21 protein-coding genes are annotated in these 26,695 nt (G+C 48.6%); 3 read left to right on the top strand and 18 right to left on the bottom strand.

Annotated features, from left to right (window positions below; genetic code table 11):
• Positions 1 to 111: 111 nt before the first annotated feature.
• The 4 genes from HP399_RS09260 to tkt form a co-directional block, all read right to left on the bottom strand.
• On the bottom strand, positions 112 to 3,429 hold the full coding sequence (locus tag HP399_RS09260; RefSeq protein ID WP_173618598.1) for a collagenase: 3,318 nt from the start codon (positions 3,427 to 3,429) through the stop codon (positions 112 to 114).
• A gap of 305 nt (positions 3,430 to 3,734) precedes the next feature.
• Entirely contained in the window at positions 3,735 to 4,085 is a 351-nt protein-coding gene (locus tag HP399_RS09255) for a hypothetical protein (RefSeq protein WP_007721499.1), read from the bottom strand.
• Between the two features lie 101 nt (positions 4,086 to 4,186).
• Complete coding sequence (locus tag HP399_RS09250; RefSeq protein ID WP_173618599.1) at positions 4,187 to 6,703, bottom strand: PBP1A family penicillin-binding protein; 2,517 nt, start codon at positions 6,701 to 6,703, stop codon at positions 4,187 to 4,189.
• A gap of 171 nt (positions 6,704 to 6,874) precedes the next feature.
• Positions 6,875 to 8,881, bottom strand: coding sequence for a transketolase (gene tkt, locus HP399_RS09245; RefSeq protein WP_173618600.1), 2,007 nt, complete (start codon positions 8,879 to 8,881; stop codon positions 6,875 to 6,877).
• Between the two features lie 128 nt (positions 8,882 to 9,009).
• On the opposite strand from tkt, the gene HP399_RS09240 reads away from it, so the two are divergent.
• A complete protein-coding gene (locus HP399_RS09240) occupies positions 9,010 to 9,165 on the top strand; it encodes a hypothetical protein (RefSeq protein ID WP_007721505.1) in 156 nt (51 codons plus the stop codon).
• 15 nt (positions 9,166 to 9,180) lie between these two features.
• Positions 9,181 to 9,639 (top strand): NUDIX hydrolase, encoded by a 459-nt coding sequence (locus HP399_RS09235; RefSeq protein WP_173618601.1) that lies wholly within the window; start codon positions 9,181 to 9,183, stop codon positions 9,637 to 9,639.
• A gap of 62 nt (positions 9,640 to 9,701) precedes the next feature.
• Here the strand turns inward: HP399_RS09235 and HP399_RS09230 are convergent, their stop codons facing one another.
• The 10 genes from HP399_RS09230 to HP399_RS09185 all read right to left on the bottom strand — a co-directional run bounded on the left by HP399_RS09230 (position 9,702) and on the right by HP399_RS09185 (position 20,076).
• Complete coding sequence (locus HP399_RS09230) at positions 9,702 to 11,222, bottom strand: FGGY family carbohydrate kinase (protein WP_173618602.1); 1,521 nt, start codon at positions 11,220 to 11,222, stop codon at positions 9,702 to 9,704.
• A 24-nt stretch (positions 11,223 to 11,246) separates the two neighbouring features.
• Positions 11,247 to 12,716, bottom strand: coding sequence for an amino acid permease (locus tag HP399_RS09225; protein WP_173618603.1), 1,470 nt, complete (start codon positions 12,714 to 12,716; stop codon positions 11,247 to 11,249).
• 24 nt (positions 12,717 to 12,740) lie between these two features.
• Positions 12,741 to 13,511, bottom strand: coding sequence for a DeoR/GlpR family DNA-binding transcription regulator (locus tag HP399_RS09220; protein ID WP_173618604.1), 771 nt, complete (start codon positions 13,509 to 13,511; stop codon positions 12,741 to 12,743).
• Between the two features lie 19 nt (positions 13,512 to 13,530).
• Complete coding sequence (locus HP399_RS09215) at positions 13,531 to 13,995, bottom strand: SRPBCC family protein (protein WP_173618605.1); 465 nt, start codon at positions 13,993 to 13,995, stop codon at positions 13,531 to 13,533.
• A 27-nt stretch (positions 13,996 to 14,022) separates the two neighbouring features.
• Complete coding sequence (locus HP399_RS09210; RefSeq protein WP_173618606.1) at positions 14,023 to 14,862, bottom strand: NAD(P)/FAD-dependent oxidoreductase; 840 nt, start codon at positions 14,860 to 14,862, stop codon at positions 14,023 to 14,025.
• Complete coding sequence (locus HP399_RS09205) at positions 14,859 to 16,274, bottom strand: NAD(P)/FAD-dependent oxidoreductase (protein ID WP_173618607.1); 1,416 nt, start codon at positions 16,272 to 16,274, stop codon at positions 14,859 to 14,861. The genes HP399_RS09210 and HP399_RS09205 overlap by 4 nt, the downstream gene beginning before the upstream one ends.
• 167 nt (positions 16,275 to 16,441) lie before the next feature.
• A complete protein-coding gene (locus HP399_RS09200) occupies positions 16,442 to 18,484 on the bottom strand; it encodes a methyl-accepting chemotaxis protein (protein WP_173618608.1) in 2,043 nt (680 codons plus the stop codon).
• A gap of 214 nt (positions 18,485 to 18,698) precedes the next feature.
• Positions 18,699 to 19,286 (bottom strand): DedA family protein, encoded by a 588-nt coding sequence (locus HP399_RS09195; RefSeq protein WP_173618609.1) that lies wholly within the window; start codon positions 19,284 to 19,286, stop codon positions 18,699 to 18,701.
• Positions 19,287 to 19,474: 188 nt separating this feature from the next.
• Positions 19,475 to 19,681 carry a YqgQ family protein gene (locus HP399_RS09190; protein WP_173618610.1) on the bottom strand — a complete coding sequence of 69 codons (207 nt, stop codon included), beginning with the start codon at positions 19,679 to 19,681 and terminating at the stop codon, positions 19,475 to 19,477.
• Positions 19,678 to 20,076 carry a hypothetical protein gene (locus HP399_RS09185; protein WP_016743052.1) on the bottom strand — a complete coding sequence of 133 codons (399 nt, stop codon included), beginning with the start codon at positions 20,074 to 20,076 and terminating at the stop codon, positions 19,678 to 19,680. The genes HP399_RS09190 and HP399_RS09185 overlap by 4 nt, the downstream gene beginning before the upstream one ends.
• A 22-nt stretch (positions 20,077 to 20,098) precedes the next feature.
• Between HP399_RS09185 and HP399_RS09180 the strand changes: the two genes are divergently transcribed.
• A complete protein-coding gene (locus tag HP399_RS09180) occupies positions 20,099 to 21,436 on the top strand; it encodes an MFS transporter (RefSeq protein ID WP_370642735.1) in 1,338 nt (445 codons plus the stop codon).
• A gap of 64 nt (positions 21,437 to 21,500) precedes the next feature.
• Here HP399_RS09180 and abc-f read toward each other — a convergent pair whose 3' ends face one another.
• From abc-f to HP399_RS09160, 4 genes are all read right to left on the bottom strand, one after another.
• Positions 21,501 to 23,426: a ribosomal protection-like ABC-F family protein gene (abc-f, locus tag HP399_RS09175; protein WP_173618611.1), complete on the bottom strand. Its 1,926-nt coding sequence runs from the start codon at positions 23,424 to 23,426 to the stop codon at positions 21,501 to 21,503.
• A gap of 456 nt (positions 23,427 to 23,882) precedes the next feature.
• Positions 23,883 to 24,680, bottom strand: coding sequence for a stalk domain-containing protein (locus tag HP399_RS09170; RefSeq protein ID WP_173618612.1), 798 nt, complete (start codon positions 24,678 to 24,680; stop codon positions 23,883 to 23,885).
• A 99-nt stretch (positions 24,681 to 24,779) separates the two neighbouring features.
• A complete protein-coding gene (locus HP399_RS09165; RefSeq protein WP_173618613.1) occupies positions 24,780 to 25,718 on the bottom strand; it encodes an AEC family transporter in 939 nt (312 codons plus the stop codon).
• 13 nt (positions 25,719 to 25,731) lie between these two features.
• Entirely contained in the window at positions 25,732 to 26,133 is a 402-nt protein-coding gene (locus tag HP399_RS09160; protein ID WP_007721540.1) for a hypothetical protein, read from the bottom strand.
• Positions 26,134 to 26,695: the final 562 nt, after the last annotated feature.

The following is a 26,695-nucleotide window of genomic DNA, read 5'->3' as shown; positions in this document are numbered from 1 at the left end:
CGCCATACCGTTACGCGCTGATTTTTTCCAGACGCTTATCAAACGAAAAAAAGCCCTTCTATCCCTTTTTAAAAAAGGGGTAGAAAGGGCTTTTTCCATTGAATGGGGAGATTACTCTGCGTTCACGATAACTTTGTACGGAATCTTCGTGTTGTTATTGTTGTAGACTAACAAGTAATATTTCCCTGGTTTTGCCTCAAAATCTCCAGTCAGTTTCTTACCTACGCTTTCGGGGTAGGCGAAATACGTTTCGAGATCATCTTCATGGAACACCACCCAGTTTAAGCCTTCGTCCTTCTCGCTACTTACCGTAACTTGAACGATCCCTTCCTCTTCAACCTGAATGATGTACGTGTCCTTATCATCTGTACGATCGGTTTGACCACTTGTCTCTTCGCCCAACTGTAGCGCATTCGCCTCATCGAATGAATTGTTCGGCTCCGTTTCCGTTGGTTCTGCTTCTACTTCTGGCAATTCCGCGGTTACTTTGTATGGAATGGTTTCACCGTTAAAGTTGTACACGGACAAGTAATAGGTACCTGGAGATGCTTCAAACTCACCGGAGAGAGTTTTTCCTGAGGTTTTGGGGTAAGCGAAATAATTATTCAGATCATCCTCATGATGAACGACCCAGTTCAAACCAGTATCATGCTCACTCGTTACGTTGATTTTCACCGTTCCGTTGCCCAATACGCTCAAGGCAAAAATGTCTTTGTCGTCTTGTTTGCTTGTTTGACCACTCAGCTCCACATTGCTTTTCAACAGATTTGCCTCTGAAAAGCTGTTGTTTGGCTCTTGTTCCTTTTCCCCGATTTCTCCACCCTGCTCTTTGATCGTGATCGTAATCGATTTCGCAGCAACCGCTCCTTTGTCATCCGTTACTCGTAACTTCACGGTATATTCTCCTTGATTTTCGTAGACATGCGTAGGATTGGCATCACTGCTGCTTGTGGCATCTCCAAATTCCCACAGATAAGATACGATGCTGCCATCCGGATCGGAGCTTCCGTTACTGCTAAACGTCACTTCCTCGTTTACGGCTGCTTTTGACGGGCCGTTCATGACAATAATAGGCGATTGGTTTTCTCCATCTGCCTGTTCTGGAAGTACCCCGTGGAACGTGACATCATATTCAAACTGATTGGACGCATTTACTCGGTAGTTGGTAAAGTAGGCGGTTACGGTTTTGTAGCCGTTCCATGGATGGGAAGTAAGCGTGGTTAGAAACTCGTCTGTGATCCGACTCATCGTTTCCCAGTCTTGCTTCTCCCCTTCTGCCTGCGTACCCGTGTACGTGCCTGATAACGTAAAGGTTTGGAAGAACTCTGAATCGTGCCTGTTTGTAGATACATTTTGCAATCCTGTGACATCTTCAATTTCCTGGAAGATTTCTGCACTTGCTTTGGGATCTGGCGTTACCAGATAATCATCCGACACCAGCGGCACGGTCAGATCAGGATAGCTGTCTACCAACGATTCCATTGTACTGTGATAATCCCGATTCAGCTCTGAATCATTGCTGAGCGTACGTATTAGCTGGTCATAACCATCCACGTTATTGGCCTCTATGTAGTCCATGATATCATCGAGCTTGTTCCAGTCCTCTTTCATCATGTGATACTGCAAGGCGTATGAATACGTATAAAAATCCCACGAGCCGTAGCGTGCGTGCAAAGTTTGAGACGCCGTATACCAATTATTTTGTCCAAAGCGAATCAGATTGTTGACCATGGATTTTCGAGGCAGAACACCTGTTGTTCGCGTGGAGCCTGCAAAGAGTTCCGCTCCCCCTTCTTCAAACCACGACAGTCTCTCTTCTCTGTAAATCGGGCCTTCATTCCACAAGCCAGGTATGGCGTAGCGCCCTTGTAAATAGTGCGTGAATTCATGACGGAACAACTCTTCCAGTGTGTACGTACTCTGCTGCGGTGTGCGCTCGTAGGTGAAGAAAGTTCCTTTCCCCTCGATATACATGCCTCCGTTGTCCGTTTCATAGCCGTACAGGGGGTTGTTCATCTTGTACTCTGAAGGACTATTGTAAAGAACAATGGTCAAAATATCGTCGGGGTTCCCTTCTTCCATCGGTTCATCTCGTCCTGCTATCCGATGAAATTGAGCTTTTACCTCTTTTGCCGCCCAATATAACCGTTTGATTTTTTCTTCTGTGACATCCCCGCCTGTTTTCATGACGATGCTTCCATCATCAAACGTATATTCTTTGGGCAGATACTTTTCCATGGCATCCTCACGAATCTTATTGAACTGGATGTCCCTTCCCTGCGCATCTTTTCCGCCATAGACCGTCTGGATCAGCTTCGCTACCTGCATATACTGAAGTCCCACATACGGATAAAGCTCTAACGCTTCTGTGAGCACCTCGTTGCCCTTATTCGGATTGGAATGGTATTCTCCCAAATACGCACTGTGATAAAAACCATTGTCGAGGACCCATTCTTTTGCCTCATCCGTATCGCCATGCAAGGCGAGATTTCCCAACTCGTTCAGATACATATCTATTTTGCCGTAAAACTCCTGTTGCTTGGTTGGTTCATCGACTCTCCACATCAGAACATAGCTAAACTGGCTCATGATACGGAAAACAGCATCACCCGCACTCCGCTGCGTAATGAAAGTATCCATTTGTTCTTCGTATTGACGGATGATCGGGGCAGCCTTCTCCACGAGGGGAGCGCTTACAAAAGTATTTCCGATAAGTCCACCAAAGGCACCTACTACCTCATTTTGAGCATCTGTACCTAATTTGAAATTCGGATTGTCTGCTATGGCATGCAGAGCAGGGAACACTTTTTGATGCTCGCTTCTCTGATTGAGATAGGATAATTCCTGGTGGTAGTAGCCGAGATAATATCCAGAGCGAAGCACCTCAACCAAGGTGTCAATTCCTTTAGAATCGCTGCTGGAGTATTGTGTGCCTCTGACTTGCAATGCGTCAATAATAGCCTGAACGCGCTGACGATCGTTATAAAAGGCATACGAATCGGGGGTAAAATCGAATAATTCAGGAATCTGCTCCCAGTTAATCGTCACCAGTACATTGACTAATTCGTCGTAGCTGAGCTTGTTCAAATCGGACATCGCGTACTTTTCGACATTTGCCTTCATGCTCCGTTGCTGTTCGTTAGAAGACTCTTGCTCCTCTACACTCCACGTCGGCTCCACTGGATGCGGATATTCCCCTACTTCGTCACTGGATTGATGCTGAAACGAGGTGATTGGGTCCAGCTTTCTCTCCACATATTTTCCAGAAGGCGGAACGTTTTGACTCCCATCCCTACCGATCACACTTGCATAATCTTTGACTGCAAAGGCTTGGACAGGACTACCAACCGTCCCCAATAGAAATGATGTCGAGAGAAGGACACCAGCCATCATGCGGCTTGTGTTTACCGTGTGACGCTTTTTCTTCATGGATGAGCAAACCTCCTTTGAATGGTAACCGTATTTTCGTTTGTTGCGAGAAAACCAAATTTTGTTTTGTGTATCTTCACCTTCTCTCCATTTGGACTGTAATAAAATACACGCTGTTAGAATTGCAATTATGGTGCCAATACATATAGCAATTAAGAATAGTGAGAATGTATACATTTTTTTACAAAACTTCATAAACATGTATGGAATATTAGACACTGTTAACATAAAGGCGAGCTTCGCTTGGCGCACGCAAAAAAGCACGTTCCCGCAAGTGGGAACGCGCCATGTTTTTACGATCACATTTATTTTTCTTCTTCTAATTCTCTCATCGATTCTTCTTGTTCTTCTTCCGGGTTCCAATAATCGAGCACTTTTCCTTGCAGAACCTTGCCTTGAATGAATTCTACCTGCTGCTCACTGAAATCCTCTGTCCACTCAATACCCAATTGTTCAGCTAGACGTACGACGGTCAACAATTCTGACCAAGCCACGTAGCGTTTGTACCAGAAGAACTGTGGCTGCTCGTTCATGTATGGGTAAAGATCATCGAAATCGGTGTGTTTACAGTCAAGAGCTCGCTCAAAATTCACCTTGGTTTGGCGTAACTGTTCTTTGAAAAATGTGGGTAGATCTCTTTGTGCGTAGCCAGACATGGACTGTCCCCCCTGTCTCCCGATTTACTGGTATTGTATCACGCGAAAGAAGCTGTGCAAATAGTCGAATCGGTTTTGAATCGTTCTTGCTGGGCTAATCTTTAGCCGTTTGATCCAGCTGGGAACTGGTTCTGCCCTTCCTCTTGTGGAGGTGGCGGTAATTGAATTTCATTGGAGGAACCATTTGTCTGACTAGGGTCTGGATTCACGATGTCAGGTGGAACCTCACCTGTTCCCTGATTTGGCGGTTGGCTACCATCTCCATTATTTGTATGCTCACCAGTTTCTCCGGTACCTTGGTCAGGTGGAATTTCACCATTTCCATTTTCGGTCCCCCCCGGATTCTGCCCCTGATCGCTGCCTTCCTCGTTATGACCTGGATCTTGATTAATCATATTCTCCAGTTTCTTGGAGTCGATTGGGACTTCTTTTGAAGGTGTGCCTTCCTCGCCTTGTGCATTTCTCGGAACGACTTGATAACGATATTGTCTTGGACTATCCAGCAAATCTACGAACGAGGTTTCCTTCATACCCGCAGAGATGAGTTGTCTTTCGCCGTTTTCGCTAATGCGGTACAAATCGTACGTACTACCTTCAGCTCCGCCAATCCAGCTAAGCACTACCTTCAATTGGTTATTATCCAATGTCATGTCTGCAGCCAATTGGATTTCGGGTTCAACTTCCTCTTGTTTATGTTGTACCACGCCTTCTGGTCGAACGAAGTCCGATGACGGCACACCTTTTAAGGCTGTTGCAAACACTTTGGAGAACATTTGCGCCGTCATGCTACTTCCTTGGTGCATCAAATGCTGTTTGTCCTCCGGATCGAAGCCCATCCAAACGGCACCGACATATTCCGGAGTATATCCGACGAACCAAGCATCCTTGTTTGCTTTGCTGTCGCCTGCTATCGATTGGGTCGTACCGGTTTTACCTGCAACATGGCGGCCAGAGATACGCGCTGCCTTCCCTGTCCCTTCCTGAACGGCTCTCTCCAGCATCGTATGAACTTCCCAAGCTGCTTCCGGCTTCAGCGCCTCAGATTGTTTTGGCTGGTATTCACGGACAACACCCTCGTCCTTGTTCTCCACCTTCGTAATCGAGTGCGTCTCAGACACAACCCCTCCATTGACAAAAGGCGTGTACGCCTGAGCCATTTCCAGCGGGGATGTACCTAAACTCAAGCCCCCGAGGGCAATTGCTAGGTTTCGATCGTTTGGAGTCAGCTCAATGCCGACTTTCTTGAGGTATTCCAAGCTTTCTGATACGCCGATTTCATTTAATAACCATACTGGCGGGATATTCGCAGAGTCGATCATCGCCCGGTTCATGTTCATCGTTTCAGTGTAACGGTTATTGTAGTTGCGCGGCTCATAGCCATTGAAGCTCTGCCTTTTGTTGCTCAGCTGCGAATTCGAGTTCCATTTGTTAATATCTTTATTTACGGCCGGAGCGAACACCGCAATCGGCTTAAAGCTGGAACCCGGCTGACGCTTCATGTCTGTCGCATAGTTAAAGCCTTTTGGCGCATAGTTGCGTCCGCCCACCATCCCGGCAATTCCGCCCGTTTTCGCGTCGATGACAATCATCGATGATTCTACACCGCGCTTGGCGCCGTCTTTCGGGAAGTTTTTGGCATTGGCATATTCCTCTACCATGGCATCCTGTACTTTCGGATCGAAGGTCGTGTAAATGTTCCAGCCTCCGCGGTACAATTCTTCTTCTGTCACGCCGAACGTGGCTTCGGATTCTTCTACCATATTGTCAAAAAACGCGCGATAGCCTTTTTTCAAGCTGCCACCCGCCACTTCATGCGGTTCTTTCGGCAATGGCTCTGCTTGAGCTGCCTCTTTTTGCTCATCGGTAATGATTCCTTGCTCATGCATCAGACGAATAACGGTGTCTCGACGCAGTTTCGCCTTTTCTGGATTGTTAAAGGGTGAATAAGTAGTCGGTGCTTTTGGAATAGCTGCCAGCATCGCTGCTTCCGCAACAGTAAACTTATCATCGCTTACCGACTTGCCGAAGTAATACTGGGCAGCATCCTCTACCCCAAACTCCCCTTCGCCCAAATAAACGCGGTTCAAGTACATCTCTAAAATTTGATCCTTGGAGTACTTGCGCTCCAAGCCAATCGCGATACTCATTTCTTTTGTTTTACGCCAGAACGTTTGGTCTAGGGTGAGAAAGACGTTTCTAGCCAGCTGTTGGGTAATGGTACTTCCCCCTTCAGCTAACGATCCTTTTTTGATGTCATTGACGATGGCGCCGCCGATCCGAACCATATCGACGCCTTTGTGCTCATAAAAGCGCTTATCCTCTACGGCGAGGAAAGCATCGATCAGAGTCTTTGGCATTTCATTAATCGGTTTGTATATACGGTTCTTTTGACGAATCAGACTCGTCATTTCTTTCCCGTTTTTGTCGTATATGACAGTTGGTTCTGCTTTTAAGTCCTGTAGCTTTTGTACGTTTTGCTCAATCATCCGGTCTCCCGCATACAACAGGGCGAAGTAGCCCCCAATCACACTAAGGAAAAGGAATATTGCAAACGATACGGCAATCATCAGCAAGTTGTTCTTTTTCTTCCTGACTTTCTTCTTGGCCTTTGCTGCCATTATTTACCTCCTGGTCTTCTCTCTCTCCCCCACATCTTATATAGACGGTCCCATTTCAAAAAAGTTTCTGTTTTTGGGTTGTAGTCTATCATTCCATACAAAATTCCGTTTGTCACTGGAAAAGCCTATCTCCTGAAACAGAAGATAGGCTTTTCCCTAAAGGTTTACGATTTATTTCAGCAGTTTTTCTGCTTCAGCCACTACATTTTCTACCGTGAAGCCGTATTCCTTCATGATGCGCTCACCCGGTGCAGATGCGCCAAACTGATCGATTGCGATGACTGTACCGTAATCGCCAGCGTAACGCTCCCATCCCATTGGAGAGCCCATTTCTACCGCCACGCGTGCTTTTACAGCTGGTGGAATCACAGTGTCGCGATATTCTTTCGGTTGACGCTCGAACAGGTTCCAGCTTGGCATAGAAACAACGCGTGTTTCAATACCTTTCGCGAGGAGTTGCTCACGCGCCTGCATCACGAGGGATACCTCAGAACCAGTTGCCAACAGGATGAGCTGCGGGTTGCCGCTTGGTGCGTCTGCGAGAACATACGCACCTTTGCTTACGCCTTCTGCCGCTTTCTCAATAGTCTCAGGAAGGACTGGCAGGTTTTGACGAGTCAGCACCAGTACGACTGGCTCATCTGTGCGGGATACAGCATATTTCCAAGCCTCGTTCGTTTCTACTGCATCAGACGGACGAAGAATGGTCAGGCCTGGCATCGCACGCAAGGAAGCGAGCTGCTCAATCGGCTCATGCGTCGGTCCGTCTTCACCAACTGCGATCGAGTCATGTGTAAATACGTAGACAACTGGCTGCTTCATCAGTGCAGAGAGGCGAATCGCCGGACGCACGTAGTCGGAGAATACGAAGAACGTACCGCCGTATACTTTTACGCCACCGTGGAGTGCCATACCGTTGAGGGCTGCACCCATCGCGAATTCACGAACACCAAACCAAATGTTGCGGCCATCATAAGAACCTGGCAGGAAGTTGCCCGCTTCTTTAATCACCGTGTTGTTGGAATGTGCCAAGTCAGCAGAACCGCCCAGGAAGAACGGAACGCTGTTTGCCAATGCATTGATCGCATTACCGGAAGCAACGCGTGTCGCCAGCTTCGCGCCAGCTTCATACGTCGGCATATGATTGTCCCATCCAGCAGGCAGATGACCTTCTTCTGCAGTCGTAAATTGCAGCGCCAGTTCTGGATACGCTTTTGCGTAAGCAGCAAACAGGTCGCGCCAAGCAGCTTCTGCTTTTTCGCCAGCATCAGCCAAGCCTGCGTAGAAATCAGTCACTTCTTGTGGTACGTGGAACTCATTATCATGGTTCCACTCGTAGTTTGCTTTTGTCAGCTTCACTTCGTCTTTTCCAAGCGGTGCGCCGTGAGAAGAGCTGGAGCCGCCTTTGTTCGGGCTTCCGTATCCAATGACGGTTTTTACTTCGATCAAGGTAGGACGATCCAAATCTTTTTTCGCTTCTGCGATAGCCGCGTCAATAGCAGCCAGATCATTGCCGTCTTCTACGCGAATGTATTGCCAACCATACGCTTGGTAGCGACCCGCTACATTTTCAGAGAAGGAACGGGAAAGCTCGCCATCCAGAGAGATATCGTTCGAATCGTAGAGCACAATCATTTTGCCCAGTTTCAGGTGAGCAGCCAGAGAGGAAGACTCGCTGGATACACCCTCCATCAGGTCACCGTCGCCGCAGATCACGTATGTGTAATGGTCAACGATGTCAAAATTGTCGCGGTTGTAAACAGCTGCCATGTGCTTTTCAGCCATCGCCATACCGACAGCCATCGCGATCCCTTGTCCCAGAGGACCCGTTGTCGCGTCAACACCCGCCGTGTGTCCAAACTCAGGGTGACCAGGCGTTTTGCTGCCCCATTGACGGAAGTTATGTAGGTCTTCCAGTGAAACATCGTATTTCATCAGATGCAACATCGAGTATAATAGCATAGAGCCATGTCCTGCTGAGAGGACAAAACGGTCACGGTCAATCCATTTTGGATTGCTCGGATTTACTTTCATAAAGCGGCTCCACAGTACATGTGCCATAGGGGCTGCACCCATCGGCATTCCCGGGTGACCGGAATTCGCCTTCTCGATGGCATCAATCGCCAACGTGCGGATGGTATTAATGGATAGCTGATCAACAGACGTATGCTGAGTCATCTCGCAAAATCCTCCCTGCGTTTTCTAGAAATTACTACCGAGAATCAGGTAAAAACACACTGTGCCATTATAGCATAGTTCCCATTCATAATCATGTTCGCTTTGCATGAATTAAGGAGGTCTTTTTAATGAATTGGCTGTATCTTACTATCGGGATCGTTTTAGGTGTTGCTGGAATTGGTATGCTGCTCTTCGCTATGACCAGCTCTCCTATTTTGAAAAAAAACAGAATGGAACGCCGTAGACAAGCTGCCGAGAATCATCGTCCGGAAGAATATCATTAATAGAGGAGAATCCGCATGCAGAAAGAGCGCTTCGCGATGCAGGTAGCTGTTCACCTTTTCCTGGTGAAGGATGCGCAAATCTTGTTATTACGCCGCTACAATACCGGCTACGAAGACGGCAATTACAGTGTTCCTGCTGGACATCTGGACGGGAATGAAGAAGTAAAGACAGCCGCGACCCGCGAGGCCAAAGAAGAATGCGGAATTGACATCGATCCAGCGAGCTTGGAGATAGTAGGCGTCATGCATCGTCGCTCCAATGATGAGCGTATCGATTTTTTTGTCGCTACCACTGAATGGCGCGGAGAAATTATCAATGCCGAGCCGAATAAATGCGATGAGCTGGTATGGGTGGACATGGATAAATTACCCCCGAACGTCATTCCTTATGTGAGACAAGCTCTCTCGAACTTTAGACGAAAGCAGTGGTTTGACAGCTTTGGCTGGGAGCCTGCATTCGAGATGAAGAAATAATAAAAAGCAACCAATCTGCTAAAAGCGTTGTACTCGCTTTGGCAGTTGGTTGCTTTTTTACGTTACCCTTCGCTTAGCTGTAACAGAAGATGAACCGCCTTGTTCCAACGCGCACGCAGTCTGTTCCTCACCGCTTCATCAAGTGTCGGTTCATAGCGACGCCCTACCTTCATCCGCGCTTCCAAATCTTTCGTCGACCACCAGCCGCACTCTTCCCCGAGCAGAAACGCAATCCCCATCGCTGTTGTTTCATTGATCTCAGGAACCTCAACCGGAACACCCAGCAGGTCTGCCTGAAACTGCATCAAATACGGATTGTCCGTCAAGCCGCCATCTACACGCAAGACGGAAATCTTTTGTCCAACAGCCTGTTCCATTGTGACAAACACATCCGCTACACGGTGAGCGATCCCTTCCAGCACCGCTTTTGCCATCAGCGGTCGGTCAGTATGCTGGGAGAGTCCGAGAAACACCCCTCTCGCCTCCGAGTTCCAGTATGGCGTGCCGATCCCATTCAATGCTGGGATAAATAAAAGATTGGTTGGGGCTTCTCCCTTGTGCAGTTCTTCATACCACTGCTCCGACCATCGTTGCAGCTCGTCTATATCCTGATACAGCCCAAGCTGCTCCTTTCCCCATTCGACAGCAGACCCCGCCGCATAAATCGCGCCATCAAGCGCATAAGTATGTTGCGCCCCGCGTTTCCAGACGAGCGTCGTCAAAAGTCCGCTCTCTTTCGTAGCAGGCGGCTCGTTTCCCACGTTCATGTAAGCGAAGCAGCCCGTGCCATACGTACATTTGGACATACCCGGCTCTATGCAGAGATGACCGTAAAGGGCGGCTGGTTGATCCACCTGGCTGACGAGAATCGGTGCTTGGATGCCACAAAATTTATTCGGATTCGTACTACCAAAAGAACCAACTGTTGGACAAACCTGAGGCAGCCAGTCTTCCTCTATTTCCAAATACCGCAATATTTCCTCATCCCATTTCCCCTGCCGATGAGCAAACAACAGCGTTCGGGCAGCAGTGGAAGCATCCGTTACATACGAGGCGCCTCCTGTCATATGCCAGATCAGCCAAGAGTCAAGCGTGCTGCAATAAGCCTGCCGCTGTCGGATCTTTTCTTGCACCAGAGGCACTTCCTCCATCATCCATCTGATTTTGGTCGCAGAAAAATACGGGTCAATCAAAAGTCCGGTTTTCTCGGCCACCTTCTGTGCCCACTCCCCATCCGCCTTCCAACGCTCGGCGATTTGATCGGAGCGGCGACACGACCAGACGACAGCCGGATAAAGCGGCTCTCCGCTTACCGAATCCCAGAAGAGGACCGTTTCCCCCTGATTGGCTAAGCCTACCGCTTCCACCTGCTCAGGTTCGATTTGTCCTTTGAGCAGCACGTCAGCGACTCCCATCAAGACCTTTTCCCAGATCTCCTCCGGGTTATGCTCCACCCATCCGGATTGTGGATAATATTGCGTGTGCTTCTGATAGCTTTCGGCAGCAACCCGTCCATGATGATTTACCAGCAGTACCTTGGTCCCAGTTGTTCCCTGATCGATCGACAGCGAATACTTCTCCATACAGCAGACTCCTTTTTCATTATTCTAGGCTGAATGATCTTCTTTCTCTTCATCAAATCCGAATGTTCTGTCTTTTATGCCGATACGGCCCTCCATAATCCCTTTGCGGAACAGCAGATGATACAAAATGACACCTACAGCCAGCAAGGTAGCTGCCACGATCGCTACGCTATGGAAATTTTCCGGAATGGTCAAGATGCCAATTTCAAAGATCAACCATACGATCGCAAGGAAAGTGAGAGGTGTGCGCCACTTGCCCAGGTCAAAATACTTCGATTTGGGCAGTTCCTTGCGTTTCCATGCGTAAGCCATAATCGTTGTCAGATAGAGAAGGGCAGGCAGAACCGAGGTGGCCCCTACTAGAAGGGTCAGGGAATCTGCGAATAACACAGCGAGAATGCCCAGCACTAAAACGAGTAAAACGGCATTTGTTGGTACGGAAGTCTGAGGTGATACCTTCTTGAAGATGGAGGAAGCGAAGAATACATTGTCGCGTGACAACGCATAGATGAGTCGGGAAGCGGAAGCCATGATGATCAGACCGCACGCGAAGATGGAAATGAGACAAAGCACCAGAAAGAAGCTAGATACAGCAGAGCCAAGACTTGTTTGCAAAATGTACGGAATCGGATTCGCTGCACCGAGCACAGTCGGCAGATCCGTAATGGCAACAGAGATCACGATCAACAGCAAGAAACCGATCACACCACTCAGTAATACGGATAAAATCATGGCACGAGGCACCGTTTTCTTCGCATTGATCGTCTCCTCAGAAAGATTCGCAGCAGCCTCGAAACCTACCAATGTAAAGGATCCCATCAGCGCAGCCATGATAAAAGCGCCTAGGTACGATCCGTCCGATTGAGTCGTAGCCGTACCGATATCGGTCAGCATGCTCCAATTTGCCCCGTTGTACATCACAACTGCCCCCAACACCACAACGATCCCAACCATACCGATCACTTCGGTGTATACGGCGATATCATTAATACGAGTAGCCAGCTTCACTCCATAAATGTTTAATAAAGCTTGTACGACCAGCGTACCAATCACGATCCAGACTAGCGTCTTTGCGCCTGTATCCCAGCCAAACATCTCGGCAATGATGGGCGCCAGCGCATAATCGACGGTTGGAACCACGATAACGAGAAAGCAAAAGGCAATCCAGCCAGCAAACCAACCCAGTCCCGGGTTGGCAAGACGTGTCACCCATTGATAGGAATAACCGCTCAATGGAATTCGTCCAGCCAGCTCGGCAAAAATAATGGCCACTAACAAATGCCCAATGGTTACAATCGGCCAGGTCCAGATACCAGCCGGCCCTGCCGTACTAAGCACAAATCCATAATTGCTAAAAATGCCTGTGGTAATGGAAATGAAAGAAAACGCGACGGCAAACGAACTGAACAGTTTTAATGTCCGTCTCAATTCTTGCTTATAATGATACGTTTGCATATCTTGCGAATCATTTGCTTGTACCGATTGTTTCACCATTGATTGCCTCCCTCACCATTTGCTTTACACGGATGTCTTAGCAACGATGACTTGCAATCCTTCCTGAGCGAGTCGCCCAGCAAGTGATTGGGGTAGTTCCTCATCTGTAATGACTACGTCGATGTCGGATAGCTCTGCCACCCTCATAAAAGCGGTTACATTTATTTTGGAATGATCAATCAGTGCATATGTTTCTTTGGCGTTTGTAAGCATCAGCTGCCTGATGTCTGACTCGCCCACATGGTAATCCGTAAAACCAGTTTCTGCTGCTAATCCCCCTACACCAATAAACGCTTTGTCCACAAACAACCCCTCGAGGCTTTTCCTGGCGATCGGTCCGGACATGGCCAGATCCCCTGCACGCAATTCACCCCCACTCATGATCACCTTTGCATCCGGGTGATGAGATAGTTCCAATGCCACCAGTAGCGCATTGGTTATCACCGTAATTCCTTTTTTATGGTAAAGGTGTTTGGCGAACAATTGTGTCGTCGTGCCCAAATCAATATAGATTGCGTCGCCGTCCTCCACCAAGGAGGCGGCGGCGACCGCAATCGCCTCCTTCTCCGCCAAGTTTAATCCACTCCGCTTGGCATAAGGAGGCTCCACGTTGGTTTTATTCAGAATAGCGCCACCATGCACCTTCTTGAGTAGTCCCTGCTGCTCCATTTCATACAAATCACGCCTGATTGTTTCGCGCGTCACCATTAATCGGCTGCATAGCTCTGCAATTCGAACGGATTGATTTTCTTGTAGCATTTGCAGGATCAGCTGCTGTCTATCTTCTTGTAGCATGGATGATCACCATCTTCTCTTAATTGTAAATCTCCTGACTAGACTGGAACAGGGTCTGGACGTTCGTCGCAAATTCTTCTGCCTTTTTCTTCACAGTCCCCTTCATTAGTATATCTCCTAATGATGCCAGTCGTCCTGTCATTTGCAAATCCATCTCGTATTGCACCCGTGTGGTTCCCGGCTGCTCCTCTTTTAGCTGAAGGTGCAATTGATTGCGGAACAATCCTGCCAACGCTACCGGTTGTCCGGTCATCTCCACTTGCAGCGCTTCTCCTTCTACCGCTTCTTTTAATTCCCCCGTGACGCGAAATTGAATCGTCATAAACTGAATTTTCACTTCCATGTTCGCTTCATAACGGGTGGGGCTGCTCATTTTTACTTCTTTGCAGCCTGGTACGCAGCCTGACAGCTTTTCCACATCCATAAAGACTGACCATACATCCGCTTTGCTTGCCTGAATCGTAAACGAATCGGATAGCTTCATCGTAAACTCTCCCTTCTGATGATCGCTTTAAAAGAGATACTTGGCTGTTTCTTTTGCCAATTCCATCGAATTGGTGTGATCATCGTCGCCAAGGCAGGTACAGCTCCCTGCTGCATAAATGTCAGGCAGATTCGTTTTCCCCGTGGCATCTACGATAATCGCATCGTGATGATCTCGCTCGATTGGCGTTCCTTTCAAGAAAAACGTGCAGGGCACCCGACCTTTTGCAAAAATGAGCGTATCACACGCCACTTCGTCTATCTCATCCGTCATCCGATTCCGCAGCTGCACTCCTTCTACACGGGACAATCCCTTGATAGAGACAAGCTCCCAATCTGACTCCGCATATTTGACCAGATTGCTCGTCTCTTTTTCCAGAAGGGTCGCTGTACTGCGAGAGATTCGGCCATTCTCGATCAACACAATCTTGCGGCCTGGCTGATGTCCTCGCTCTATCAGCTGCATCGCCATCAGCGGGGTCATGACACCTGCCGGACGTGTCCCCGGGATTTTGTGCGCCTCACGCGGTTTTTCCAGTGAGCCTGAGGCGATCAGTACCTTTTTTGCCTCAATAGAATAGGTGCCCATCGGCGACTGGACGTACAACTGGTGCAGTTGACCGTTTGCCCCTGGGAAAAAACCGACGACTGTTGATTGTTCGTGAATCTCGTAGGGAAGCGACGACGCTTTTTCCAGCAGTCCCCGTTCTGGAGCAAACTCGTCAGAGCTCCAATACGGTAAGGTGAAGCCACCTCTTCTCTTCTGGTAATCGATCATCAGAACAGAGCTGACTCCTCTCTCCCACGCTGAAAGGGCTGCCGTCAATCCCGAGATTCCTGCTCCAATGATCACCAATTCATACATCATGCCTGCTTCTCTCCTTGTGATACAGCTAGATAAGAGTTTCGTACTCCTTTTAAAGGCTGCTTCCCGGTCTGTTCAGGATAGGTCTCGGCCATAACATCGATGATTTTGGGAATACAGCAGTTTCCTTGGCATTCTCCTAAGGTGGCACCCGTCCGCCGCTTCACTCCATCAATGGTCTGCGGGGTGAGTGGACGCTTTAAGGCATTGACGATCTCACTCCGGGTAATGGAGCGGCACAGACAAATGATTTCTCCTGTTTCCTGCTCTTCTGAAAAGAGGTCCGGCAGGGCATGCTGTGCCTGTTCGTTTGCTTGTAGCTCCAGCCCCGCATTCTGGAGCGTTTCCACTACCAGCTCTGCTATGCCAGGGGAAGCAGAGAGTCCAGTGGAACGAATCCCGGCGGCATGAATCATGCGTGGCTGTACAGCGGACGGACGGATGACAAAATCTCCTTCGCTGCAAACTGCCCTGACCCCAGCAAACTGACGAATCGTCGAAAACTTCCGAGAGTCGGGCACCAATTTCTCACAGCCTGCCAGCACCGATTCCATGCCGACCTGTGAGGTGGAGCGATCCCATTTGTCCGCTTGATCCTCCGCCGTTGGCCCAAGCAAAAAACCGCCGAACACCACTGGCGAAACCAACACGCCCTTGGAGGTTTTCGTAGGAACAGGCAAGATGATCGAGGAGATGGATATCGCCTCTTCGGTCAGGATAAACTGGCCTTTACGCGGTGAAATCGAGAAGCTCTCATCTCCCACCATCCGGGCAATTTCATCGGACCATAATCCAGCCGCATTCACCGCATATCTGGTCGTGACCGTTTCACCATTTTCCAGCGTAAGGCGCAAGTCCTCTCCATCCGATACATTCTCGATGTGGGAGACGCCTTGCCCAAGTACAACCTCCGCGCCGTTTAGTACTGCTATCTCTCCGAAAGCTCTGGTGGCCCAGAATGGATCGCAAATCGCTTCACCCGGTACTGCCAATCCGCCTGTTACCTTGGCTGTCACAGCGGGATTCATCTCCAGAATCTCCTCAGCAGACATCCAGTGAACATCTACGTCATTCGCCTTTGCATTGGGAACATAGGTGGTTTCGATTATCTGCTTTTCTTCTTCGTTGGTCGCCACCATTACGGCGCCGCACGGAATGAAGGGGATTCTCAGATTCTCAACCAACATCGGCCATAGGCTGCGGGAGCGGCGAAGGCATTCTGCCTCAACCGTGCCTGGCTTTGCATCAAACCCAGTATGAACGATCCCACTGTTCGCCTTGCTTGTCCCTTCACAAACGTCAGGCTGCTTTTCGATTAAAAGCAGTTTCAGTTGATAAAACGAAAGGGCGCGTAATATGGCTGTACCGACTACTCCACCACCAATCACCACAACGTCATACTTATGGTTTTGCATTCTGTTCCACCAGCCTCGGATTTTTGTTTGCAAAATATTGCTTTGATTTGCTTTATTTTGTATTCATTATATTCTGACTTGTATTTTTCTGTCAATAAATGAACTGCTCCCATCGTAAGACAGCAGCAGTTCATCATTTTGCATTTTTTTGCAAACAAACAAAGTGGTTAGAGTGTGAAACGGTTGATCATTTGCTGTAATTCTTTTGCCATCTGGTTTAGCTGCTCTGCGGATGTAGAGAGCTGGTTCATCGAGATGCGCTGCTCTTCCGTTGAAGCAGCCACACTCGATGCACTTGCGGCAGATTCCTTTGCAATCGAGGACAACTGCAAAATGGATGCCGTCACCTGTTCCGTTGCCGCTGACATTTGCTCTGCAACGGAGGAAATCTCCTGAATCTGATCTGATACATCCTGGGTAGAATCCATGATCCGGCGGAATGCTTCCCCTGTCTCATGGGCGATCTGGATTCCAGTTTCGACCTCGCGCGTTCCCTCATCCATGGCTTGTACTGCTGAAGTCGTTTCCCGTTGGATTTCGGTAATCAGGTTGGCAATTTGGTTGGCCGATTCGTTGGACTGCTCTGCCAGCTTGCGCACTTCATCCGCTACCACAGCGAAGCCTCTACCCTGTTCCCCTGCACGCGCAGCTTCAATCGCCGCATTGAGTGCCAACAGGTTCGTCTGGGATGCGATGCTTGCGATTACTTCCACGATCTGTGAGATTTCTGCTGAGCGGCTATCCAGCGAACGAACGACATCGGCAGAATGGCTTACGGATCGGTTGATCGAATCCATCTGTCCTGACACCTTTTCTACGGATTGGTTGCCCGCCACCGCTTCGTTTGCCATATGTTTCGACGATTCGGCCATCGTGGAGGAAGCTTCGGCAATCCGCTGAATACCGATCGCCATCTCTTCCATAGCACGCGCACTTTCTTCGGCACTATGCTGTTGATTCTCCGTCCCAGTTGCTACCTCTTGGAACGACGAGGCCACCTGCCCAAAGGCAAGTCGTGCTTCATGAGCCTTCGTTGCGGAAGTTTCCGAGACTGTTCCTACTTGACCGGTATAGCCACTAAAATTTTTCATCATTCCGTGCAGATCTTCAATGAATGCATTCACTGCTGTCGCTACGTCGCCAATCTCATCCTTGCGCCGGATTGGGATCGTCTGGGTTAAATCCTTTTTTTCCACCAAGTTGACGATGCCTGCTTTCAGTTGCAACAGTGGACGTGCTACCTGTCGATTGATGAACCAGTACAAGATCACGAGGAAAATGCTGATGGAGACACCAAAAATAATCAGGCTGATGTAAAAGTATTGGGTAATCGGTCCGTTAATCTCTGCTGCGGGCATGACAGTCGCTAGCGTCATGCCTGTTTCCCCGATTGGAGCGAAGGTGACGTATTGATTTTGTCCATCTATGGTTGCTTGCGTCATACCCGTTGCGGTTGCTTCTGTTATTTGATTGGCAATGTCCCGCAATCCTGTTTCAGACTCGTCCGTAATTTTCACCTGCAAGTTCTTTTGTGCATCGCGATGGGAAACGTAAATACCCGACTTGGAAACGATAAAGCCGTAGCCTGTTTCACCAACCTTCAGATTTTCGATACTTTTGTTAAGCTCTGTAAGCCCGATATCCAATGTCGTCGTACCGCTGATCTTGCCTCCCACTTTAATGGGCGCAATGGCTGTAACCATAGGAACTTTGGAAATCGGGTCGGCATACGGCTCGGTCCACACGTATCGTTTGTCAACCATCCCCGCCTTGTACCAATCCTGTGCGAGATAATCATAGCTGCCGTCGCTGTAAGCCGGATCGAGCTCTACTTTGTCATTATTCCGGATAGCGTACCTACCGTACAGCTTTTGCGAGTTGTCGAAGCTGTAGGGCTCCATCCAGAATCCACCGCCCACAATCAAAGGCTCAGACGCTACGACATCGACCAGCGTCCCTTCGATATGCTTGATTGTTTCCTTAGAGCCATGAGAGACAGAATAAGTGAGTGTTTCCGAGAGCTTGCCTGTCTTGTCCAGCATACCATTCAGATATGCCGCCTCTTTGGCTACCTGCATTTGTAGCTTTTCTTCTACTTCATTCGAGATAATTTGCTCAAACTGGAGAAAACCAAAAACTAGCTGAAGAATAAAAATACCGATGGTGATGGCAGCCAAAATGGTTACCAGCACATTTTTTATGCTCCTCATGCAAAAGCCTCCAATCACACAAATTTTTAAAAATGGAAATTCATTTCACGACGACATTTGGTAATCTACCCCATTATTACCATATGTAAACTTATTCTTTACAAACTTTTAAAAATATCAGAACATAACGATAATAAATCCGCAAAACAAAAAGGCGCCTGCCATCCGAAAAGCTCGTGGATAGTAGACACCGCACTCTAGAAATTCGTATCGATCACGAAACAGGTGGTTGCTTATTCGTTCGAGGTTCTTTCATTCCACCAAGACGCTGCAACTGGCGAATCATAAGGAACGAGAACCCTGCTAAACAAACGATCGTCAACGTAATTTTGCTATATTGATAAACTCCCGCAATCAATATTTCCAATTGATCAGAGAACCAATAGCCAGCCACTAAGTAATGCAAGGTCCAAATGATACTGCTCGGCAAAAAGAATAGGAGGAACTGCCGAAGCGGCATTCGGCTGGCACCGGCGAGGATAGGCACGATATGACGAATAATCGGAAGAAAGATACAAAAAGCAAGCAGCCAGCCCATTGACCCGCGCCATGCTGACAGTAAATCAGCACGCAAGCCCAGATTCCGGGTCATTAAGCCAAATGCCTTCGCTCCCAGTAAGTACCCCACGCAAGATACGATGAAAAAAACGGGGTATATGACGGCAAATGCTGCAAAAAAGTCCGCTCCTGTATTGGCAATCTGCGCCCCCACGGTCATGACCGTAATCTCATCAGGAATAAATTTTCCCAGCATGCCTGTAACCATCTCCCAGAATAGCTCGTAATACCCTGTAAACTCCACCTGTGCCGCCTCCTTTCTCTCTGCACTCTATCCTAACGGGTAAACCTTTCAAAAGAAGACAGAAATCCTTAAGAAAAGGATAAGTATTTCTGAAGAATTTCTTACAAAATAGAATTTTAGATTCCAAAACAAAAAACGTGTTCACCAACTACCGCATACACACGGCTTGGCAAACACGTTCTTACTCTCTATTCTCTTCCGTCAGCCTTACGCTTGCTGCGCAACGCTGACATGACTTCAATGAACTCTTCCTTGTCAATGACATTCAGCTCATATAGCTCCCGAATTTCATCTTCTATCAACAGCAAATCCCCTTCTGGATCACCTGTATAAATAAATAATCCGAAACGGTGCAGAAACGCCTTCAAATCGAATTCATTCGGGTTTATTTTCAATGAGCTCCCTCCAGATCGATTTCCATCCTTGCGAGGACGGCATCGTAATCAAACTCGACAGCAAAGCCGGTAATGACGATGATCTTCGCGTGTGGATACGCTTCTTGCCACGCCTCCTCCTCTTCCGGTTTCAATCCGACGATATACAAAGGGTCCGCGGACAACTGTGGATGTTCTTGACACAAGCGTAAAAACTCCTTGCATCTCTCCTGTTCGACAGCCGCATTCAGAACGAGGACAGCTCGCTCAACTTCTCCGGACTCTCTTTGTTTAGCCAGCAACTCAAACGTTTTGACCGAAGGCACAATGGCATTGATCTCAGGAAAACGATCGAGCACTTCATCCAGCCAATCATCTTCATGCCAGGCCAGGTAGTAAAGCATCGCAGTAGACATGTAACATACACCTCATGGATATATACTTGACAATATAGGTAGCCATTCTTATTTCTTTTCTATTATAACACGTATTGCCATAACTGCCCACGTTGCTGGCTTGACTTCGCCTTTTCCTTCACGTAAGGTGGAAAAAGCAAACAATCCGCTTGAACAGATTTTTGTGCGAAAAGAGGTAGACGTAGTGAATAAGAAGCACCTTGCCCTCTTGTTCTTTATTGCTTTTTTCATCATGCTCGGTTTTGGCATCATTATCCCCATTCTTCCCTTTTTCGCGGAAAAATTGGGCGCGACTTCGTTTCAAATCGGCGTGCTTTTTGCCAGCTACAATATTATGCAGCTGGTGTTTGCACCGATTTGGGGAGCACTTTCAGACAGAGTCGGGCGAAAGCCACTCATATCATTCGGGCTGTTCGGCTTCTCCATCACCTTTATCCTGTTTGGACTAGCTGACAGTTATACAGAAATGCTCCTGTATCGCATTTTGGGTGGAATCGTCTCGGCTGCCGCATTACCAACCGTAACCGCTATGGTGGCGGATCTCTTCCCTTCAGAAGAACGGGCAAAAGGGATGGGGATCATTGGCGCCGGGATTGGACTTAGCTTTGTCTTCGGTCCGGTAATTGGTGGACTGCTCAGTGAATTCGGCTTTGCCGTTCCCTTCTACGCTTCGGGTATCGTGGCGTTGCTTACGTTTTTCCTGATCCTGTTTGCCTTGCCAGAGAGCTTGCCGAAAGAAAAACGGGCGAATCTGCAAAAAGAACAGCGGCAAAATCCGTTTGTCTCTTTGTTCGGTTCCATGTCCTTGCTGTACGGTATTTTGTTCACCGTCTCCTTTGCTTTTTCCGGACTGGAAACGACTTTTGCCCTGTACATAAGTGATTTGTACGGTTTTACCTCCAAAGACCTCGGCTACATGTTTCTCGTCATGGGCTTGATCGCTGCCGCAGTACAAGGCGGGCTCATCGGAAGAATGGTCAAACAGCTAGGGGAAGCAAGTGTCCTCGTCATTGGGATGATTCTTTACGGCATTGGCTTTTTTGCCATTCCACTGTCGGGTAACTTTTGGGTGCTGGCGCTGATCCTCTCGTTATTCGGAGCGGGTCAAGGAATGATCAGAGCGACAGCTACAGCAATGATCACCCAACGGACGACGCAAGGCCAAGGCGTGACGAGTGGGGCAATCAGCTCGATGGACAGCCTTGGGCGGATCTTAGGTCCATTAGCTGGTGGAGCAGTTTACCAAGTCTCCCACAGCGGTCCGTTCTTCCTCGGAGGGGTCTTGATGGTATTGCTCCTCCTTTGGTTCGTCAGCAGCCATCGTCGCCTGCCAGAACCGAGCACACAAGCGCAATCGTAAGCGATACAAAAGGAAGCACCGCCAGCATTCAACACTTGGCTGGCGGTGCTATTTTTATTGCAACCTACTGTTCCTGTAGCTCCATCCAAGCCGAAAAGGTTACCTCTATCTCCTGCTGCACCTGATCGATCGCTTGTTGCCAAGCCACTAACTGCTCGTAATCTGCGCCTTCACTCTGGAGCAAGGACGTCAGTTCACCTTTTCTTCCTTCTAATGAAGCTATTTTTTGTTCAAGCTCTGACAGCTTGTAAGGATTCGGACGTTTGGCTGTCGCATTCGTCACGGCCGTCTCTTGAACTTGCTTGATGACTGGCTGCTTCCGCTCTATTTCCTCCGGCTTACTGGCACGAGCAGCGATCCTCTGTTTTTGTTTTTCCCTTGCTTCCTCATAGGAACCCACATCGTGAACCAACCGCTTATTTTCCACCCAAAACACACCATCTGCCATCTTTTGCAGGAAATAGCGATCATGCGAGATGATAAACAACGACCCGCGAAAATCGGCCAACGCTTCCTCCAAGGTTTCTCGCGCTTCGATATCCAGATGGTTGGTCGGTTCGTCCAGAATGAGCAGGTTGATTTCCTGATGCATCATTTGCGCCAATCGTAGTCGCATCCGCTCTCCGCCACTCAACTGCCCGATCCGCTTGAAAACTTGTTCGCCGTAAAACATAAACCGTGCCAGTAAATGTCGTGCTTCCGGTTCCGTTACTCTGGCTACTTCACGGAAAACGTCAATCAGCCGCTGGTTTTGATCCCCTTCCAAAGCTTGCTGTGACAAGTATCCTACCTTAACACTACTACCAATTTTGAGCGTACCTGCGTCTGGCTCGACCTCTCCCAGAAGCATGCGAATCAGCGTAGATTTACCGCAGCCATTTGGTCCAAGCAGCGCTTTTCTCTCGCCAAAGCGCAATAAAAAGCTAGCGTCCGCAAACAACTGTTTTCCGCCAAATGTTTTCTGTACCCCCGTCGCTTTCAGCACATCCTGCCCGCTTCGGTCGGTTTTCATAAACTGCAAGCCCATGCGATCCGCTTCCATTTTCGGTCGCTCGATACGCTCAATCCTCGCTAGCGCTTTTTCCATGCTTTTTGCCCTACGGTGAAAAGCCTCGTTCGGCGGATTGGAGCGATTGCCCCACTCCTTGAGCCGTTTGATCGTCTCTTTCATTTTCTTAATCTGCTTCTGCTGTTCCTGATAAGCGGCAAACTGGCGCAGCAAGCGTTCTTCACGCTCCGTAGCGAACGCACTGTAATTGCCGATATAAAATTCGGCTTCTCCTCCGTCCACATGATAGACAGACGTGACGACCGCATCCAAAAAATAACGGTCATGGGAGATGATCAGGATCGTGCCCTGATAATTTTTTAAAAACTCCTCTAGCCACTCCATCGACTCCACATCCAAATGGTTGGTCGGCTCATCCAGGAGTAGAACATCGCTTTGTTGGCAGAGTAGCTTTGCAAGACCAGCTTTCGTCTTTTCCCCACCGCTGAGTTGGGCAAAAGGTGTTGCTAACAGTTCTGAACTAACTCCCAAGCCCTGTGTCACCTGGGTCATTTTCGTCTCCCACTGATAGCCATCGAGTTGTTCAAATTCATCTTGCAGCTTTTGATAGCGCAGCATGAGGCGGTTTAGCTCTTGTTCATTTTCGTAAAGCAATCCCATCTGTTGCTCGAGTTCGCGCATCTGCTCCTGCAGCTTGATGACATCTGCAAAAGCGCTGGCTACCACATCCGCCCCCGTCCACTCAGCCGGATACTTCGGCGTTTGCGGCAGGTACGCCCATATCGTTCCTTTTGCCCGAAAAAGCTCACCAGAATCGGGGCCTTCGATACCAGCCAGCAGCTTGAACAATGTAGTTTTGCCTGCTCCATTCGGTCCGACGATCCCGACGCGTTCTCCTACTTTGATTTCCAATGTGATATCTTGTAAAACCGGATCTGCTCCGTACGATTTCTGCAATTGCTGTGTCGCGACAATAATCATGATTATTTCCTCCTCGAAAAGTTGGTAACGGTTCAAAATAATGGACTTCCTGGTGGCCCCGGCACAATTTTTGATACCACACCGCACGTGCGAGTGGACGCAAAAAAGCCGCAGGCCATTACCTGCGGCATCGTGAAAGGGACCGACCTTACGTCAGTTACCCATTATAGTCAAGAACAAACCGCCCCTGATCGATGCATGGTACGCCTATGGAAACTCCGTTCAGTTGTATGCGCAAAAAAGGACAGACTGGTCCCGTTGAATGCAAAATCATGCGTCATACTGGAAGTTTCTACCACAAACCATGCTTGCAGAGTTCCGAACACGTACACACACCTCCATTTCTCAAGGGATAGGAAATCACAACCATATCTTACATCAGGAGTCACACAAAAACAAGAGGGCCTGCTATGTACTCCTTACTAGCAGACCCTGTACGTTTTTTACCCGATTTTCTTATCGACTTCCGTTGCCCTCTGTGGCAAACAGCGGCTTCTTCGTCTCTGCATCCAAAAAGACAATCGTCGTGTAAGGTGGCAGCTTCACTTTTGCCGCCAAATACGGATAGGAAATCACTTGCGGGTACATTCTACCCGGATCAGGCAGCGTTTGTTTGACATACACAAAAAGCTGCTCCCAGCTCTGCTCGACTTTTGTTACTTGCAGTCCGTAGCCAGGATTCGGTGAGGCCCCACGTGCGATGACATAAAGGTCTCCCTGCTTGTGAATGCCTTGCTCTTCTTTTACCGAGTCAATAAACGCACGTTCCTGTTCTGTCAGCTTATCTGTATCGACAAGCGTAAAGGCACTCTCTTCCCCGGTAACCACAACTTCCACCGCCTTTTTCTCGGCATTCCACGTGATTTGATGTCCAGCCTGCTCTGCCATCCATCTCAGAGGCAAATACACTTGCTTGTCACGCACGATTGCGCCCTGCCCATTTTGCAGCGACTTGCCATCCAACGCTACTTTTCCCGTAGCGAGTTCAAACGTCAGCGTACCTTTAGACAGCTTCATTTCCCCATTCGTTGCATCCTGTTTCCAAGTGCCTTCCAAAATCCGGCTCGCATCCTCGGCGGAGACATACGTACGCTGCTGGACGAGAAGCGGTGCTTTTACCAAGGAAGCTTGCTCTCCGTTTACCAGTATCGGAGCTGTCATTGTTTGTGGTGTGCTAGACACTGCCGCCTGCACAGGATAAGCCGCCAACACTTGCAGTGTCAGGGCAACAGCCAAAATCGATTTGCCTTTCATTGTTGTTCCACCATCCCTAATCATCATTTTCGTCATTCTTTACTTGTTAGACATAGGTTTCCTCTGATTCGTTTCACTATGACTGAGATTGGCGAGAGATTAGTGCAAAAGCCAATTTCCCATAACCAGAACAACCGGGATGGACAAGAGCGCCAGCAAGGTGGAACAAACCGTCGTCATGGCACCCATCTCCTCATCCGCCGCATAGCGCCCGAACAAGATCGAGGCCAATGTCAGGGTAGGCATTGCTACTTGCACAAGGGAAACGCTGACGATATCGCTGTCGATTGAAAAAACGGACAAAAGAAACGCCGTCATCAGCGGAAAAACAACTAATTTAAATGCGAGTGGCATACTCAAAAGCTTCAATGATACTTGCGGTTTGTTGCGCAAAAACATAGGCAAGAGCATACCAATGTACATCATGGCTAACGGAGAGGCGAGCTTGGACAGCGTTCCAAACAGCTGTTTCACAGGCTCAGGCGGCACAAATCCGATGATGGCAGAACCGAGTCCAAATATGATCGCAATCATCGGAATGTTGATGAGTGTCTTGAGCCCTTTTAAGGAGAAGCTTCCTTTTTCCTGGAGCATCATCACACCCACTGTCCATAGTACGACATCCACGCCTGCGTCGAAAATAGCCGCCAAGAGCGCTCCTTTTGGCCCAAACAATGCTGCACAAAGCGGCAAACCGATGAAGCCTGTATTCCCCAAGCCGGACAAGAGCGCAATCTCACGGCGTTTTTTCACCGGGAGCGGAAGTGCACGCGCACCTAGCCAGCCGATAAAAATGCCCAGGCAGTTTAGGATAATCGAAATGAAGAATATTGCAAAAATTTGGTATAAAATTTGCTGATCAATGGTTGTCTGAAAGATCCCGTCTAAAATAATGCACGGCATGGCTACGTTTACAATAATCGTGATGACGAGTTGGCGAGAGTCCGCAGTCAAGGGTTGCCGGTAGCCGATTAAGCTACCGATCCCAATGATGACGGCCATGATGAGGATGGACTGCTGCAACGTTTGTAGTTCCATGCTGCCCTCCTGCCTACATTTCTACCGGAAGCCATTCGAGTTCGGTCGGCTCCCCTTTTTCACATGTTCTTAGCAAATCCCCGCACAAAGGAACAACCCGCTCAAGCGGAACACACCAGGAAAGGGGAAAGGCAACTTCACTACCCTCGATGACGAGCGTGGACATCACAGCCGATTGCTTGTCTGCCGCAAGGACAAAGTGCTGCTCAACCGGCTCGTGTTCTTTCCATTGCACCAATACTTTGCCGTTGTTCCCGCCTGCTACGACCAAATCCACATGGTCTCCATACGCTGCGTGAACCAATGTCCGCGTTACTCCATCCAATTGAGCGATTTCCTTCAGCACTTCATGCCAAGCTACATGCTTTTGCTCCATTCCACTTCCATCTGTATACATACGCCAGTCGTTTAACATGTTGATTGACTCCTTTTGTCGGTGCGCTCTCCTATGAAGAACAAGCACGTAATTGCTTGTAGGCCTTTCAATTCGTACTAATTGTACGCTTCTTGACGTGGAACCTCAACCACTACTTCTGCGCCAAGTTTTCGTCTCATGCACATAGCCACCGTATGAATGGAGAATCTTAAAAAAGAGAACAAGTATAACGTTACTGTAGTCGTGGGGAGGAAACAGGAGAAAACGCTCAGCTTCTTGTCCCACCCGCTGTGGGATTGACTGCCCGCCTCCATGCAAAAAGCGAAACCGCGTCCAAAGTGGTCATTCCAGGATGCCTTTTCAGAGGTGGACGCTTAAGGGCGTGTTTCGCTTTTTGCATGGAGTCTCGGTCGGTGTACCAAAGATCTTCGCTGTTTTCTCCTGTTTCCTCTACGAGCTTTCCATGTTTACCCCGCTTTTTAAAGCTTTGAAAGAATGAAGAAATGTCATCAGTGACGCCAGAGAAGAATATTTCCAGACGTAGCGACTTGTGGAGTCCTACCGAGCGGAGAAGGGATTCGCGGGCAACAGAAACGCAACC

Origin of the sequence: Brevibacillus sp. DP1.3A (assembly GCF_013284245.2) — a bacterium.
Taxonomy (GTDB): Bacteria; Bacillota; Bacilli; order Brevibacillales; family Brevibacillaceae; genus Brevibacillus.
The sequence above is the reverse complement of the archived record's forward strand: the minus strand, read 5'-3'. Positions and strand labels throughout refer to the sequence as shown.